A 16126-nucleotide genomic window follows, 5' to 3' on the forward strand; every position below is an offset into this window, starting at 1 on the left:
ACCTATCTTTGCAGTGTACCTAATGGAACAACTCACCCCGGGTACGCTGAACTTTTAACTATTAGCCATGAAAATCTTAATGAACCTAACTGCAGCGCTGTTGCTGGGAACCGGCTTTGTGCACGCACAAGCTCCCCAGCCTCTTACCGGAAAAGGAAAAGTCACCGGCGCGGTGCTTGATGAAAAGTCGCAACCATTCCCGTTTGTGAACGTTCTCCTGTTGCAAGCCAAAGATTCGGTGCTTGTAAAAGGGCTCGCGGCCGACGAGCAGGGCAAATTTGCATTCGACCAGGTAGCAGCAGGCAAATACCTTACCCTGATATCGATGGTTGGTTACCAGAAAGCATACAGCGAGGTGTTTCATGTAAAAGACGCTCCCGTAAACCTTCCCACTGTCAGTCTGAAATCGGATATCAAATCACTGAGCGAGGTGACAGTCGTAGCGAAAAAGCCATTCATCGAACAGGAAATCGACCGGACGGTTGTGAACGTGGAAAACAGCATTGTTTCAGCCGGCGCTACCGCATTGGAAGTGCTCGAACGCGCTCCCGGCGTGACGGTCGACCAGCAGAACGAGCAATTGAAGCTGCGCGGCAAGGAAGGGGTGATCGTTCAGATAGACGGGAAACAGACCTTTTTGTCTCAACAGGAACTCATCACGCTCCTACGCAACACACCCAGCGACAACATTGAGAAGATCGAGCTGATCACAAACCCGTCGGCCAAATATGATGCCGCGGGCAACTCGGGGATCATCAATATTAAAATGAAGCGTAACAAAAACTACGGCACCAATGGCAATATCAACCTTGGCGGGGCGTGGGCAAAATATGGTCGTGCCAATGCAACCGGAACGCTCAACCACCGGGCCGGAAAAATCAGCACGTTTATCAGCGGCGGCGCTTTTTATAACAAAGGATTCAACAACAACGACATTTACCGCACCATTCCTTACGACGGCAAAGTGACGATTTTCGACCAGCATACCGAGCGCATCAACCGATCGGAGTACTATAATGTGCGTGCCGGCCTCGATTACTTTGCAACGGATAAAACCACTGTGGGCGTACTGGTTTCCGGGTTCTATAACGATTGGAGCAATCCCTTCGGACAAACCAACACCCGGATCCTGAACGAAGACCTGAGCCTGCAACGGACCTTCCGGACCAACGTTTTCAACGGCGGCAAGATGAATAATATCAGTTCCAACCTGAACCTGAAACACCAGTTCAACGACAAAGGAAAAGAACTGACTTTCGACCTCGACTACGTGCATTACGGCGGCAAAAAGAAAAGCGACCTGGATACCCGCTACTTCAAAGCAGACGGTACCCCGGATGAAGCAGCCACCGAAATGGTACGTAACGACATGCCTTCGGACATCAACATTGCGATGGCGAAACTGGACTATACCCAGACGATCGGCAAAGGAAAGTTCGAGACCGGCTTGAAATCGAGCTACGTGACTTCGGATAATGATATGGTATTCGAAACCTTTGTTGACAGCTGGCAATTCGACCCGAAACGCTCGAACCGTTTCAAATACACCGAGAACGTGAATGCAGCTTATGCGAACTATGCCGGTGCTATTTCGAAGAAAATCAAATATCAGCTGGGCGTCCGTGCCGAGCACACGCATTCGATCGGTAACTCGGTCACGCTGAACCAGAAACGCGACAGAAATTACATCAATTTCTTTCCGAGTGTATTCCTTTCGAACCAGCTTGATACGAACAACGTGATCAACCTTTCGTATAGCCGCCGGATCGACCGCCCGAATTACCAGTCGCTCAACCCGTTCGAGTTTTACCTCGACCCGTACACATTCCAACGCGGTAACCCGAACCTGAGACCACAGTACACGCATTCGTTCCAGCTGGTACACGTTTACAAGAATGCATTGAACACGACGCTGGCGTACAGCCGCATCAAGGATATGATCGCGGACGAGCTGCCCCAGCAGATCGCTTCGGAGAACAAGACTTTTGTAACGTCGGATAACCTTGACAACCAGGACAATGTAAGCCTTACCATCTCTTTCCCGATTCCGGTTACCAAATGGTGGCAGGTGCAGGCGAACTTTACGGGTGTATACAACCATTACAAGTCATATTACCTGGAACAGCAGCTCGAAATCAAGCAGACATCCTGGAATATGTATGCGAGCAACCAATTTACGATCGGCAAAGGATGGTCCGCTGAGCTCTCCGGATGGTATAATAGCAGACAGTTCTACGGATTGTACGCCGCCCGTCCGATGGGGATGATCAATGCAGGTCTGCAAAAGAATATCCTGAACAAAAAAGGGACGATCCGTTTCAACGTAAACGATATCTTCTGGACCAACCGCTTCAATGGTACCGCGGTGTACAAGGATATCAATTTCAAAGTACGGTCCGAATGGCCTAGCCGCCAGTTCAGATTGACCTTCACTTACAACTTCGGTAACCAGAATGTGAAGGGAGCCCGCCAGCGCAACACCGGTTCGGATGATTTGCAGAAACGCGCAGGAGGCAATTAAAAGTGGAATTCCGGCCGAACGAGGCCAGCGTTCATAAATTAGTTAGGTTTGTTATGCAGAAAATCCATCCCGCGATGTGCGGGATGGATTTCTTTTTTGATATAAACCTAAGAAAGTGAATGCTTATGCTTGCAGCGCAGCCACACCCGGAAGCACTTTGCCTTCCATGTATTCGAGCAATGCACCGCCACCGGTCGAAACGTAGCTTACACGGTCGCCATAACCAGCATTGTTGATCGCAGAAGCTGAGTCGCCACCACCGATCAGAGAGAATGCGTCGTTGTCTTCCGTTACCGAAACTACCGCCTCGGCGATTGCGTTGGTTCCTTTCGCGAAGTTAGGGAACTCGAATACGCCCATCGGGCCGTTCCAAAGCACGGTTTTCGATTTTTTAATGATATCAGAGAAAATCTCGGCGGTTTTTGGACCGATGTCGAGGCCTTCCCATTCGTCAGGGATACTACCTGCCTCCACCACCTTGCGGTCGGCGTCGTTGGAGAATTTATCGGCAATTACCGTATCCACCGGCAATACCAGGTTGATACCCTTCGCTTTTGCTTTTTCGATCAGTTCGAGTGTCAAATCCTGCTTGTCAGCTTCCAGCAACGATTTACCGATGCTTCCGCCTTGCGCTTTGGAAAATGTGTATGACATACCGCCGCCGATGATGAGGTTATCCACCTTGTCGAGCAGACGTTCGATGATCAGGATTTTGTCGGAGATTTTGGCACCACCCATGATCGCCGTGAAAGGTCTTTCCGAATGTTCCAGAAGACGTTCCGCGTTATCCAGCTCAGCTTGCATTACATAACCGCAAACTTTGTCTGTAAAGAACTTACCGATTACGGCTGTGGAAGCGTGCGCACGGTGTGCGGTACCGAATGCATCCATTACCCACACATCGCCGAGTTTCGCAAGTTTCTCAGCGAACTCTTCGTTACCTTTTTCTTCTTCTTTATAAAAACGCAGGTTTTCGAGCAAAAGAACTTCTCCTGGCTGCAATGCAGCAGCGAGCTCAGTAGCGCTTGCGCCAATGCAATCGTCGGCAAATTTTACCGACTTACCCAGGATCAGGGAAAGCGGGTTTACCAGGTGTTTCAGGGAATACTTTTCGGTAGGACCGTCCTTGGGACGACCCAAGTGTGACATTAAAATGACGGAACCGCCGTCATTAAGAATCTTGCTGATTGTAGGAATGGTCGCACGGATACGGGTATCGTCCGTGATCTCAAATTTTTCATTAAGCGGGACATTGAAATCCACGCGAACCAGGGCCTTTTTCCCTGAAAAATCATAAGAATCTAATGTTGTCATGGGCAGGTAAAATTGTTTTCCATAGAGAGCAAATGTAAATCAATTTCTTAATTATATACTACGCTTTTCACAAAAGGCGGCGCCCATAATAGCTATAATCCTATTTTTACCTTTCATTTTTCTATAAAACCAGGATTTAACCAAATTTTAATATAAACCATCCCGCACCTACCGACATTGCTCTTTTCACCAGTCGAAACCTCTATTCACTCATTCAGTCATTCACTCATTCAGTCATTCACTCATTCAATCATTTTTTTGGTAACTTTATTTCTTCATCAACTAAAAAAGTAACCGTTTTGTCCGCCGAGCTGACCGATCCGTTCGCCCAGGAACAGGTGTTCCCCACGGATTTACCCCCCAAGTACTATCTCGAATATTTCAATTACGTGCTCGCGTTCGTACGCAAGCGCTACGCACATATCCTGCACGAGAGCGAGCTGGAATTCCTGGACCATTACGAGTCGCTTTCCGAGGATGCGCAATGCCTTTTCATCCGTTTCAGCAACCGCAGCAAATCGTTTTTCCGTACCAACAGCCTCTCCTACTCAGAAATCGAGGACATGCCTGCAGTACTCACCGAACTGCTCGAACGTGATTTCATCGAAACGCTTTGCGAAGTCCATGAAAGCCGTTTCGGGGAAGTAATCGACCTTTTCACCAAACCTGAATTGCTCGAAGTCACCAAGCTGCTCGAACCGGACGTAATGCCTTCCAAAAGCATCAAAAAGCCCGATCTGGTTCGCTGGCTGCTGCATGAGTACGATTTTGGGGTGCTTTGTGAAGTGCTCGGCGAAATGGAGCCGGTCGTGAAAGTGTCGTTCGAAGCGGAGGTGATGCTAATGAAATTCCTCTTTTTCGGTAATCGCTACGCCGATATGACCGAGTTTGTCGTTCGAGACCTCGGCCACGTGCGGTTCCAATCGTTTGATGAGCAGTATTTGTCCATTCAGTTCGATACACGGAAGGATGCGGACGATACATTAATGGTATCGTTGATGAAAGAAACTTTCGACGTCATCAAGCAGGACCTGCCGCCCGAAGAAATCTACGACTGGTTTATGAACTGGCAAGCCGCAAGCGGCACTGGTCTTAGCCACAAGGCATTACCCTCATTCAATTCATTTATATTAAAGGTAAGCGCGTGGTTGGAACGTAAGAAAATGCTCTCCCAGGCGCTCACCATTTACCAGCTCACCAACGACGCCCCCGCCCGCGAGCGGCGCGTGCGACTGCTTTACAATCTTGGTGAAATCGACGAGGCGCTCGCATTATGCGAGGAAATCGCCGAAAGTCCGCAAAATGCCGACGAGCGCTTTTTCAGCCTCGATTTTTATGAAAAGATCAAAAACAAAAAAGCCCGGACCGTCAAAAGGACGACCCAGGCTTTGAAGGCTGCCGAAGCGATTGAAGTACCTATTTCGTATCGTTTCCGCGTGGAATTCGGTGCGATCGCTTACTATCAGGAGCAGGGTTACAATGCATTTTTCAGCGAAAACGAGCCGTGGCGGGCATTGTTCGGATTGCTGTTTTGGGATATTATCTATGATACCAATGTCCAGACGATCCATAACCCGCTGCAACGCATTCCGTCGGATTTCTTCCTGCCCGACTTCTATTTCAAACGGTCGGAGCAATTGAAGGAACGGCTCGCCGCCGCGCATTCGCGCGAGATCATCGACGAGCTCGTGACACAGACTTTTGCGGATAAATACGGCATTACCAATGTGCTCGTGCCGTGGTATGACGGCGCACTGGAAAAGGTATTAACCCTCACTTCCCTGCTCAGCCCTGAGAAAATCCACAAGATCATGCTCGAAATGGCGCTGAACCTCCGCGAAAATACCCGCGGCTTTCCCGACCTGCTGGTTTGGAACGACGATGATTATGCATTCATCGAAATCAAGTCCCCTACCGACCACCTTTCGTCGCGGCAGCTGCATTGGCAGCATTTCTTCGCCGAGCATGGCGTACAGAGCCGTATTGTGCGGGTGAACTGGATTAAGGAGAATATTAGTCTAATGTAAATTCGGCCGTTACGGGCAGGTGGTCCGAAGCATATTGCTCGTCGATTACCTTCGTGTTAGCACTTTTCAATTTGCTACCCTGCTTGTGCATGATGAAATCGATCGTCTTTTTAGGTACTTCCACCGGGATCGTCGGCTTGCATTCGGTGCAGGAGCGGGTAAAATATTTATCGAAATAAGCGATCACCGGGCTTTCAGGAGTTGCATTGAAATCGCCACCCAGGATCATGGGCAGCTCCGTATCGCCGAAATGCTTCAAAATGGTTTCGGCTTGCAGCAGGCGGTTAGGTTCTTTCAAACCCAGGTGCGTGCTGGCGAAGATCAGTTTACGGTTATCCGGCAATTTCACCGTTACCGCTGCAATCGTGCGATCTTCTTCCTTTAATTCCGGGCGAATAGGCAATGCAAACTTCGCCGAATCCACGATCGGGAATTTCGTCAGAACCGCCACGCCGTAGTCGCCGCCCTGGTGATCGATCGCTTTGGAAAAATAGAATTTCATGCCCGTCAATGCAGCCAGTTGCTGCGCCTGGTTCTTTCCCTTACCCGAGCGTTCGGTATTCACGTCCACTTCCTGTAATGCCACGAAATCGGGCTTTTCTGCATTGATTACCTTCGCAATAGCCTCCACATCGATTTTGTCCCCGGCCGACGGCGGGTTACAATGGTGGATATTGTAGGTCATAACTTTAAAACGCTGCTTTTTGGCAGGCTGGTCGGGCGACGTACCGGCTAGTACGTTGACGGACAGGAGAATGAACAGAGAAAACAATTGCTTTTTCATCGGTGGTACGAAGATTAAGGTTAATAATGCGCCAAAAATAGCGTTTGAAACCCGGAAATAATTCCGGCTGATAACCCATTTAAGTATATCGTCCGGTCAGATTTCAGCCCGAAGGGCATTTTTCATTATCATTACACATTCATTAACAATCCTCGCTTCATGAAGCTAAGAAAACTCCTATTCGCTGCGGCCGCGTTCACGGGCCTCGGCGTCGCGCATGCGCAAACCAGGCCGGAGGATGTGAAAACTTTCACGCTGGCCAACGGCATGAAATTCCTCGTCCTGGAAGACCATTCGATCCCCACTGCGAATATGTACCTTTTCTGGAAGGTCGGTTCGCGGAACGAGGTCCACGGTATCACCGGCCTCTCCCACTTCTTCGAACACATGATGTTCAACGGTTCCAAAAACTACGGTCCGAAACAGTTCGACCGCGTGATGGAAGCCAACGGCGGCTCCAACAATGCTTACACCACCGAAAATGTAACCGTCTACACCGACTGGTTCCAGAAAGACGCATTGGAAACGATTTTCAAACTCGAATCCGACCGTATCGGCCATCTCACCATCGACCCGAAAATGGTCGAAAGCGAGCGCGGCGTGGTGCTTTCGGAGCGCAGTACCGGTTTGGAAAACAGCAACTACCGGCTGATCGGCGAACAGGTGCAGTCCGTTGCCTTTCAGGAGCATCCCTACATGTTCCCGGTGATCGGCTTCGAATCCGACATCAAAAGCTGGACGCAATCAGACCTGGAAAACTATTTCAAAACCTACTATTCACCCAATAATGCGACTGTCGTGGTAGTGGGTGATATTAAGTATGATGAGGTCAAAAAGCTGGCCGACCAATATATGGCGCCACTGGCTGCGCGAGGCCTGCCACCTAAGATTCGCACCATTGAGCCTCCGCAGAATGGCGAGCGCCGCGTAACGACTTACAAGGATATTACGACGCCCAACATTCTCCTCGCATATCACGTGCCTGAAACCGCCCATACGGATTACTATGCGCTGGACCTGTTCAGCAGCCTGCTGAGCTCGGGCAATTCGTCGCGACTGGTGAAATCGCTGGTGATGGATACGACCATCGCATCCAGTGTTTCGGCTGGCCTGGACAATGGGTTCGACCCAACCCTGTTCGCTATTTTTGGTGTGGCCGGCGATAATGTTTCCGCATCCGACCTGGAAAAGGCTATTGAAAAACAGATCGATATGATCATTCAGAACGGTGTCACGGATTCCGAGTTGCAGAAGGTGAAAAATCAGAAACTTATGGAATTCTATCATACGCTGGAAACCATCAATGGCAAGGCCAATAGCCTAGGGACCTATGATGTGTTTTTTGGTGACTATAAAAAGATGTTCGAAGCACCAGAGAACTACAAGAAAGTTACGGTGGAGGATATCAAACGTGTGGCTGCCCAGTACTTCACCGAGCGCAACCGCACCGTAGGCTACCTGCTTCCTGAAAAATCGAAATAACAGCCATTCAAATTCAAATTGGAATGAAAAATATCCTGATTCTGGTACTCGCCCTATGCGCATTCGCGGCTAAGGCGCAGAATAATTTCAAAGTACCTCCTTACGAGACATTCAAACTTAAAAACGGGCTGACGGTGTACCTGATGGAACAGCACGAGGTACCGCTGATCAACGTTTCGGCCGTATTCGATGCCGGTGCGATCAACGATGGTGAGCGTTACGGCCTTGCCAACCTCACAGCCGACGCGTTGCTCTTCGGCACGCAGAAATACACCAAGGCGCAGATCGAGGAAATGACGGACTACGTCGGCGCCAGTCTTTCCACTTATGCTTCCAAAGACAACGCAGGCCTTGCAGCTTCATTTGCTGTAAAAGATCAGGAGAAGCTTTTTGAGCTGATCCAACAAGTGCTTATCCATCCGGTTTTCGATGCCACCGAATTTGACAAACACAAACAACGAACGCTACTCGAACTCGCGCAGGCGAAAGAAAGCCCTCGCTCTGTGATCGGAAACTATTACAACGCGTTCCTGTTCGGCAATTTTCCTTACGCGACGCCGACAACGGGCAGCAAATCAACTGTCGAGAAAATCGATGTGGCGGCGGTGAAGGCATTTTACCAAAGCAATTATACTACCGGAAAGGGCGCCATTTCGATCGTCGGCGATTTCAAAGCGGCGGATATGAAGAAAAAAGTGACCGCATTGTTCGGTGACTGGAAAACCGCTCCCGCCAGAATGGTGAAACGCGTGGCGCCTAACCTGGAATTTGACAAAGCCCGGGTGTTGCTGGTAAACAAAGACGACGCCCGCGAAACCACTTTCATGATTGGTGGCAAGGGAATCGATTACAATTCACCGGATTATGTGCCCGTGGTCGTCATTAATACCATTCTGGGAGGCCGGTTTACTTCCTGGCTGAACGACGCATTACGTGTGAACTCGGGGCTTACTTATGGAGCTGGCAGCCGTTTTACCCGGTACAAATATGCGGGTACATTCGGAATCAGCACATTTACCAAAAACTCCACGACCGTTCCGGCGATCGACATGGCGCTGAACGTGCTGGATAGTTTGCATAAAACCGGTATCAATGAAGAAATCCTCGCATCCGCGAAGGCGTACGTGAAGGGCGATTTCCCGCCGGATTACGAATCATCCGGCGCATTGGCCCGGTTGCTGACGGATATGTTCACGTATAATTTCGATGAAAGTTTCATTAATACTTTCCAATCGAAAGTCGACGGACTGACGATCGCTCAGGCGAAGAACATTATTGCAACCTATTTCCTGAAAGACAAGCTGCAATTCGTGCTCGTAGGCAAGGCCTCCGAGATTAAGGAACAGGTCAAAAAATACGGAGAGTTGAGCGAAAAGCAGATCAAGGCCGACGGGTTTTAGTATATCAATCCTGGGTGTTGCTTTTGGCAATACCTATCTAAAACATTCAACGAGATGACAATGAAAAAACTAATCGGTCTGGGCTGTCTGGCGGTTGCATTGCTGGGCGGAAGAGACCTTTTTGCACAGGGTAAGCCAGTGTACACTGCGCCGATCGGCTTACAGGCATATACTTTCCGCGGGAGTTGGGGCAAAGGCATCGAAGCGACGCTGGACACCATCAAATCCCTTGGCGTTACTGAAATGGAAGGCGGCCCCATCGCCGGCATGACTACCGAAGAACTCCGCAAGCAGCTCGACAAACGCGGTATCGCCATGCGCTCTATCGGTGCCGACTACAAAAAGCTCAGCGAAAGCACTGCGCAGACGATCAAAGACGCAAAAATCCTCGGCGCCAAATATGTGATGGTAGCCTGGATTCCTCACGAAAAAGGCAATTTCAACCTCGAAACTGCGAAAAAAGCAGTAGCGGATTTCAACAAAGCCGGAAAAGAACTGAAAGAAGCGGGCATTTCGCTCACCTACCACAACCATGGTTACGAGTTCGTGCCTTACGAAGGCGGTACGCTGTTCGATTACATTGTCAAAAACACCAATCCGGAATATGTAAACTTTGAAATGGACGTTCTCTGGACCGCATTCCCGGGACAAGATCCAGCTAAATTGCTGCTGAAATATCCGACCCGCTGGAAACTGATGCACCTGAAAGACCTGAAAAAAGGAGTAAAAGGCGATCTCTCAGGCGGCACGCCAACGACCAACGACGTAGCATTGGGAACCGGCCAGATCGACATCGCGGCGACTTTGAAGGCTGCTAAGAAAGTGGGGATCAAGCATTATTTTATCGAGGATGAGAGTCCTTCGTACTTGAAGCAGATTCCTGTGACGATTGCTTATATTAAGAGTATTAAGGAGTAGGGCTATGTCACGCTGAGCGAAGTCGAAGCGAATGCGATATGGCACAATACATGTTGCCGTACCGACTGTCTTCGACTCCGCTCAGACTGACATTGAACATCCTCCTTTCCTCCCTAAAACATTACCATCCCGGATTCTGCTTCAAGGTCGGTGTGCGCTGCAACTCGTCCTGCATAATCGGGAAGAGATAGTGCCTGGGCGTTACGAACACGCGGCTTTCTACGAAATAGCGTTGCATGCGGTATTTTTTCCCGTCCACTTCTATTTTCCCGTTCGGATCTTCAACGGGCTTCATACCATTGATCATCCGTTGCGTTTTGGGATAAGGCCAGTAGCCTTGCGAACGCTGCTCGTTGGTCGCGCCCGCGCTCTGCCATGCCTGCTCACGTGCGAGTTCCTTTTGAGAGCTGGCTTCCAGGTACAGCCTCGATGACCATATCCGGTTGTTTTCATAAAAGAGCTCCACCCGTCTTTCGCGTTTGATATACTCGTCCATCAATGCCTTGTTGCTCTGAGCTTCGGGTGGGATCGGCGCCATGAAGGAACGCTTCCGTACGTCGTTCAGCATTTGGTAAATCTCCGCATTGGGCCCTGCCGATTCGTTGACCGCTTCCGCATAGATGTAAATAAACTCCGGCAAGCGCCAAACCGGCGGTCCGCTGATGGCGAAACTCTTGTCGCGGTTCCAGGATTCGCGCAGGATCTTGCGCAGGAAATAGCCGGTCGTGGATGAGTTGGAAGCGCCGATTTTGTCCGGGCCGGTGGCTGTATTGATCACCTTTCCTTTGAATGTAGAACCGTGGTACACGATGTCGCGGTAGAAACGCGGATCTCTTTTCACACTTTCGTAGGGGTTACCATCGTCGTAACCGTCGCTTTTGGCACGACTGCCGTAGACCGGGTAGCCAAATCCATTGGGCGCGATGTATTCATATTCATCCACCTGCTCCTGAACCGGCATCTGGCGCGAGCTTCCACCCCAGCTTGGCGGGTAAATATCGCCTTGCCAGTTGTTGTCCTTGTCGCGGGTGACGAAGAAAACCGCCTCGTTCTGGAATGCCTGCATGTCGTGATACAAATCCCAGAGACGCGCAGGCACTTTGGAATTATTGTTGTTATTCCCGGCGTCGTCACGAAAATCGGATGCGTCGTGGCCCTGGTAAAGGCTGTAACGCTGGCGACCATCGACTTTGAAATCAATAACCGCCTTGGCTGCTTCTTTGGCTTTCACCCAGCGATCGACATTGTAAGCATACTCCGAAGCAAACTGGCGCGTATCGTTCGGAAAAGTGCCACCGTTCCACATGGGCGTGGCGGCCATCCAGGAAATCATTGCTTTCAGGCCCAGACAGGCACCTTTGTCCACCCGGCCAAAATCCGCTCCTCCCCAGCTGCCCGGTACCAATGCAAATGCCGAGTCGCAATCCTGCTTGATTTTTGCCGCTATGGCATGGAAAGATTCCTGCTTGAAATCCATCGCATCGGTGGGTTGAATGGTATGAGTAACATACACTACTTCCCCGTACATGCGCGCGGCTAGGTAATGGAAGTAGGCGCGCATGAAATAGGTTTCGCCGAGGCGCTTGTCGAGGTCGCCGGCTTGCAGCGGGTTATCGGGCGTATTGTATTTTCTTACACCTTCCAGGATCACATTGGTTTTGCGGATGCGGGCATATAAATCCCACCAGTACTGCCCACGGCTGCTACGGTCGGGCATGGCGTTGGGGTTCCAGTCGCCGGTGTTGAACTTGTTCGTAAGGCTTCCCTCCGCTGTCGAGCCCTCTGCCTCGTCGGTCACGGGTGCTGACGAGAAGTGCGAGAAAAAGACCAGCGGACTGTTGGAGCCTTTTGCATTGTCATACAGGTCGGTTACCAACTGGTTCATTTTATTGTATCGGGTAAAAACCTGCTCGGCATCTACCTGGTCATCGGGCTTGCGGTCGAGGAAATCCTGCTGACAGCCCGACAACACTACCAGGCCGAATGCGATGCTCGTCAATATTTTTGTGGTATTCATAAAAGTCAGGTTAAATCAGAATGAAATGTCGACGCCAAAATTCACCACCTTCTGGATCGGGTACCAATCCCCCGAACCCTCGCGGGTCTCAGGGTCCATATCCACGTCTTTGAGTCCGTCCCAGGTCAGCAGGTTCATACCCTGCACGTAAATGCGAAAGCTGTCGATCCCGATCTTCTTGATCGCCGTTTTAGGCAAATTATAGCCCACCTCCACCGTTTTCAGGCGTATGTATTTCGAATTATACAAAAACAAGCTGCTGCTATTGTTCTTATTGTTGCTGTGGTCTCCGAAATGCAATGCCGGATACGTCGCGGTAGCCGCAGTTTCAGGAGTCCAGCGTTTCAGGTGCATGGGTTTCACCTTGCCATATTTATCCTGGTTGAAAAGCGGGAAATCGTAGACGGCCGCACCCGACAGTTGTACCGACGCCCTCGAAGCACCTTGGAACAATGCACTGAAATCGAAGTTCTTGAAACGGCCGCCCACCGGCAAACCGAACATCAGTTCCGGGTTACGCGGGTTACCCACAGCGGTGCGGTCGCCCAGGTCGTCGATCTTGCCGTCATTATTCAAGTCCTTGTACACCACATCCCCCGGCCGCAGCGTGCCAAACGACTGGAACCCGCTGCCGTTGTTCATCGCATTCAGCTGATTGGCCTCCTCCTGGTTCGCCACGAAACGGTCGAACAGGTAGTCGAAATGCTCGTCGATCCGCTTGCCGGTGTTAGCCCTTCCCGGTGAGGCATAGGGAATCTCATTCATAAAAATGATCTTATTGCGGGCAAAGGTCATATTCGGACGAACGAAATAGGTAAAGTCCTTCCCAATGCTGCCTGTCCATCCGATCTCGAAATCGAAACCTTTGTTATTCACGATCCCCGAGTTCAGGAACGGTGCATCTTTGCCGACGATGTCAGGAAAGCCCAACTTGTTACCACCACCCATATTGGTGATAATGTCGTACCGGTGCTCGCGGAAGAGATCGAGTGTCAATGTGAGGCGTTTCAGAAATGTAGCATCGATACCGATGTTCGTCTTGCGCGCCTTCTCCCAGGTCAGGTTGGGGTTAGCCAGGTCACCTTCCGACAGGAAGCCACCCGCGCCCGAGCCGAAGTTGTCCGTGCCGAAGTTGTAATCGCCATCCCGCCGACCGAAATATTGCAGGTAAATAAAGCGCTTGTCATCCGGTATCTTGTCGCTTCCCACCAATCCGAATGAGCCACGGATTTTCAGGTTATTCAACCAGTTTTGCGTATTGGTCATGAAACGCTCCCTGGTGAGCACCCAGCCGGCTGCTACCGACGGAAAGAAACCGTAACGCTTCCCCTTGGCAAAGTTTTCAGATCCATTGTAAGCCGCATTGACTTCCAGCAAATAGCGGTCGTCGTACCCGTAGGTTGCACGGGCTGTCACACCCTGGTAACTGAACGGCACCTGGTTGTTGATCACCCGTTTCGATCGGTTGAAAAGCACCATTCCCGTCACATCGTGCAATCCGAAGTTGCGCATATAGTCGAGCTTGGCCTGAAAATAGGCGCGGCTTTCGTTGTTGTTGTTATTGTACCCGTTCCCGATCGTCTGATCGATATTGTACTTGTTCCCCGACTTGTATGCCCCGATGTAATGTCCCGGTGTACGGTAAATGTCACTTCCTGCGGTCGGCACGAAGGTGGCATAACCCGGATACTCCCGATAACCCTCCGAATAAGTACCTACCTTGCGATCGATCCAGCCGCCATCGTTGGCGTCGTAGGAGAACATTCCTTCAATGGCCAAACCTTTGGTAATAAAGTTCAGCTTATGCCCCAGCGAGAACGAGCCATTCAGATAGGTGTTTTTCTCATTCAAAAAGCCGGTACGGCTGAGCTCTCCCAGAATGTTGAAGCGATAGATCTGGTCGCCATACAGCATTCCGAGCGGGTTGTTGGTCTGAAAAACCTTGTTTGCCGGATCATCGTTCGATTCCACGACGATGGGCAGGTACGATGGCTGCGTATTGGCCAGTTCCACAATGCGGGCGGCAGTCGTTCCCGGTGCGTTCCGATCGGTAATGCGGGCCCCGAGGTCGAGTTTAGCGTAAAAATTGTCCGTAATGTCGATATCAATGTTCGAACGGAAGTTGTAGCGCTTGAAAACCGCCTGGGTATTATTGGCCGTCAGATCGGTATGGCGGTAATTACCATCCTGCTGGAAGTAGTTGGCCAGGACAAAATACCTGGCCCTCAACGATCCACCGCTAATAGATAAACTGTAATCATGCTGTACGCCCGGCTTGAATGCATAATCGAAATAGTTCCAGTTGTAACCCAGTCCATCGGAGTTATCCCCTTTCGCCTTGCGGAAATCGGCAATAGCCTGGTCCGAAAACAGGTTCAACGTAGCCGGGTCCGCATCCGGGTTATCATTTCTCCTTGCTTCGTTGTAAAGCATCGCGTAGTCTGCCGAACCGAGGTAGGTTGGAAACTTCACAGGTCTGTTCACCCCAACCGACGCCTTGAAATTCACCGTCGCCTTATCCTGCACCTTCCCACGACGGGTTGTGATCAGGATCACGCCATTTGCACCGCGCACACCATACGGCGCGGTCGCCGATGCGTCCTTCAAAATCGTGAACGTCTCGATCTCCGAAGGGGCCAGGTAATCCATGCTCCGTTCGAGGCCGTCGATGATCACAATAGGCGCTTTGTTTCCATAGGTCGCAGTACCGCGGATGAAAATATCGCTTCGGTCCACGCCAGGTTCGCCGCCGCTGAACTGGTTCGCAAACAACCCCGGCAACCTTCCCGCCAATGCATTGGTAATGCTGGCGGTTGGGCTCTGCTTCAAATCTTCGGTGGTAATCGTGGCAATCGACCCGGTAATGGTCGCTTTACGCTGCGAGCCGTAACCTACGATCACGATTTCTTCCAATCCATTTAAATCTTCTTCCAGCTGAATGCTGAGCGTCGTCTGGGCACCAACGGTTTGCTCTTTTTTGAGATAACCGATAAAAGAGACTACCAAAATGTCGCCCGCCTCCGCTTCCACCGTGAATTTCCCGGTAGCATCGGCCGACGTACCTTTATCCGTCCCTTTTACGATCACCGTCGCCCCTGGCAGCGGATTCCCTTTCGCATCGGCAACGGTACCGGTGATCTCCCGGATAACCGTTTCGGGCACTACCGGCATCTTAATGCCCGGCACGGGGCCCGCCCCGTCAATTTCTTCCTTTTTGTAGATCGCGATTTGCTTACCTATTACCTTATACGTCAGATCTGTTCCCTTGAGCGCGGCGTTCAGGATAGCCGGCACGGTTTCGTTTTTCAGGTTCAGGGTAATACTGACCTCCTGCTTTCCCGAAAAAAGATCATCCCTGTAAAATATGCGATAACTGGTTTGTTCCTGAATTTGCCTGAACAGCGTGCCCAGATTTCCGTTCCGGATTTTGACATCCATCCTGCTTTTCTGGGAATACCCCGTTGCATGCACGCTCATCATCCCGATCCATAACAGCATAACTGTCAGTTTCATGATTCTCAGCAGTTTTGATGGGTGCAATTTTCCCAAAGGGCAATACCCTTTCTGGTCAAATTTTTTCATAAATTTGATTTGACTTTTGTTGATACAATGGTTTAAGGATCACTTGCTTGCCGGCAAGTGTGAAGATTCGGGAAACGTTGC

General features: G+C 50.5%; 9 protein-coding genes. 5 read left to right on the forward strand and 4 right to left on the reverse strand.

Annotation, left to right across the window (positions count from 1 at the left end):
- The first annotated feature begins 79 nt into the window (after nt 1–79).
- Nucleotides 80–2521: an outer membrane beta-barrel protein gene (locus J7619_RS05755; protein ID WP_291195360.1), complete on the forward strand. Its 2442-nt coding sequence runs from the start codon at nt 80–82 to the stop codon at nt 2519–2521.
- 123 nt (nt 2522–2644) lie between these two features.
- Here J7619_RS05755 and J7619_RS05760 read toward each other — a convergent pair whose 3' ends face one another.
- Nucleotides 2645–3835 (reverse strand): phosphoglycerate kinase, encoded by a 1191-nt coding sequence (locus J7619_RS05760; RefSeq protein ID WP_291195363.1) that lies wholly within the window; start codon nt 3833–3835, stop codon nt 2645–2647.
- A gap of 299 nt (nt 3836–4134) precedes the next feature.
- Here J7619_RS05760 and J7619_RS05765 point away from each other — a divergent pair, with 299 nt between their 5' ends.
- Complete coding sequence (locus J7619_RS05765) at nt 4135–5862, forward strand: VRR-NUC domain-containing protein (RefSeq protein WP_291195366.1); 1728 nt, start codon at nt 4135–4137, stop codon at nt 5860–5862.
- On the opposite strand, the gene J7619_RS05770 is transcribed toward J7619_RS05765, so the two are convergent.
- A complete protein-coding gene (locus J7619_RS05770) occupies nt 5849–6646 on the reverse strand; it encodes an endonuclease/exonuclease/phosphatase family protein (RefSeq protein ID WP_291195369.1) in 798 nt (265 codons plus the stop codon). The genes J7619_RS05765 and J7619_RS05770 overlap by 14 nt on opposite strands.
- A 159-nt stretch (nt 6647–6805) precedes the next feature.
- Here J7619_RS05770 and J7619_RS05775 point away from each other — a divergent pair, with 159 nt between their 5' ends.
- Genes J7619_RS05775 through J7619_RS05785 form a run of 3 tightly spaced genes read left to right on the forward strand, consistent with a single transcriptional unit; the run spans nt 6806 to nt 10446 of the window.
- On the forward strand, nt 6806–8128 hold the full coding sequence (locus J7619_RS05775; RefSeq protein ID WP_291195372.1) for a pitrilysin family protein: 1323 nt from the start codon (nt 6806–6808) through the stop codon (nt 8126–8128).
- Nucleotides 8129–8151: 23 nt separating this feature from the next.
- Nucleotides 8152–9528, forward strand: coding sequence for a pitrilysin family protein (locus J7619_RS05780; RefSeq protein ID WP_291195375.1), 1377 nt, complete (start codon nt 8152–8154; stop codon nt 9526–9528).
- A gap of 60 nt (nt 9529–9588) precedes the next feature.
- Nucleotides 9589–10446 (forward strand): sugar phosphate isomerase/epimerase, encoded by an 858-nt coding sequence (locus J7619_RS05785; protein WP_291195378.1) that lies wholly within the window; start codon nt 9589–9591, stop codon nt 10444–10446.
- Nucleotides 10447–10567: 121 nt separating this feature from the next.
- On the opposite strand, the gene J7619_RS05790 is transcribed toward J7619_RS05785, so the two are convergent.
- Together J7619_RS05790 and J7619_RS05795 are read right to left on the reverse strand one after the other, a co-directional pair.
- Nucleotides 10568–12463, reverse strand: coding sequence for a RagB/SusD family nutrient uptake outer membrane protein (locus J7619_RS05790; protein ID WP_291195381.1), 1896 nt, complete (start codon nt 12461–12463; stop codon nt 10568–10570).
- A 15-nt stretch (nt 12464–12478) separates the two neighbouring features.
- Nucleotides 12479–15976 carry a TonB-dependent receptor gene (locus J7619_RS05795; protein ID WP_291195384.1) on the reverse strand — a complete coding sequence of 1166 codons (3498 nt, stop codon included), beginning with the start codon at nt 15974–15976 and terminating at the stop codon, nt 12479–12481.
- Nucleotides 15977–16126: the final 150 nt, after the last annotated feature.

The sequence above is a fragment of the Dyadobacter sp. genome (assembly GCF_017744695.1).
In the GTDB taxonomy this organism is placed as follows: domain Bacteria; phylum Bacteroidota; class Bacteroidia; order Cytophagales; family Spirosomataceae; genus Dyadobacter.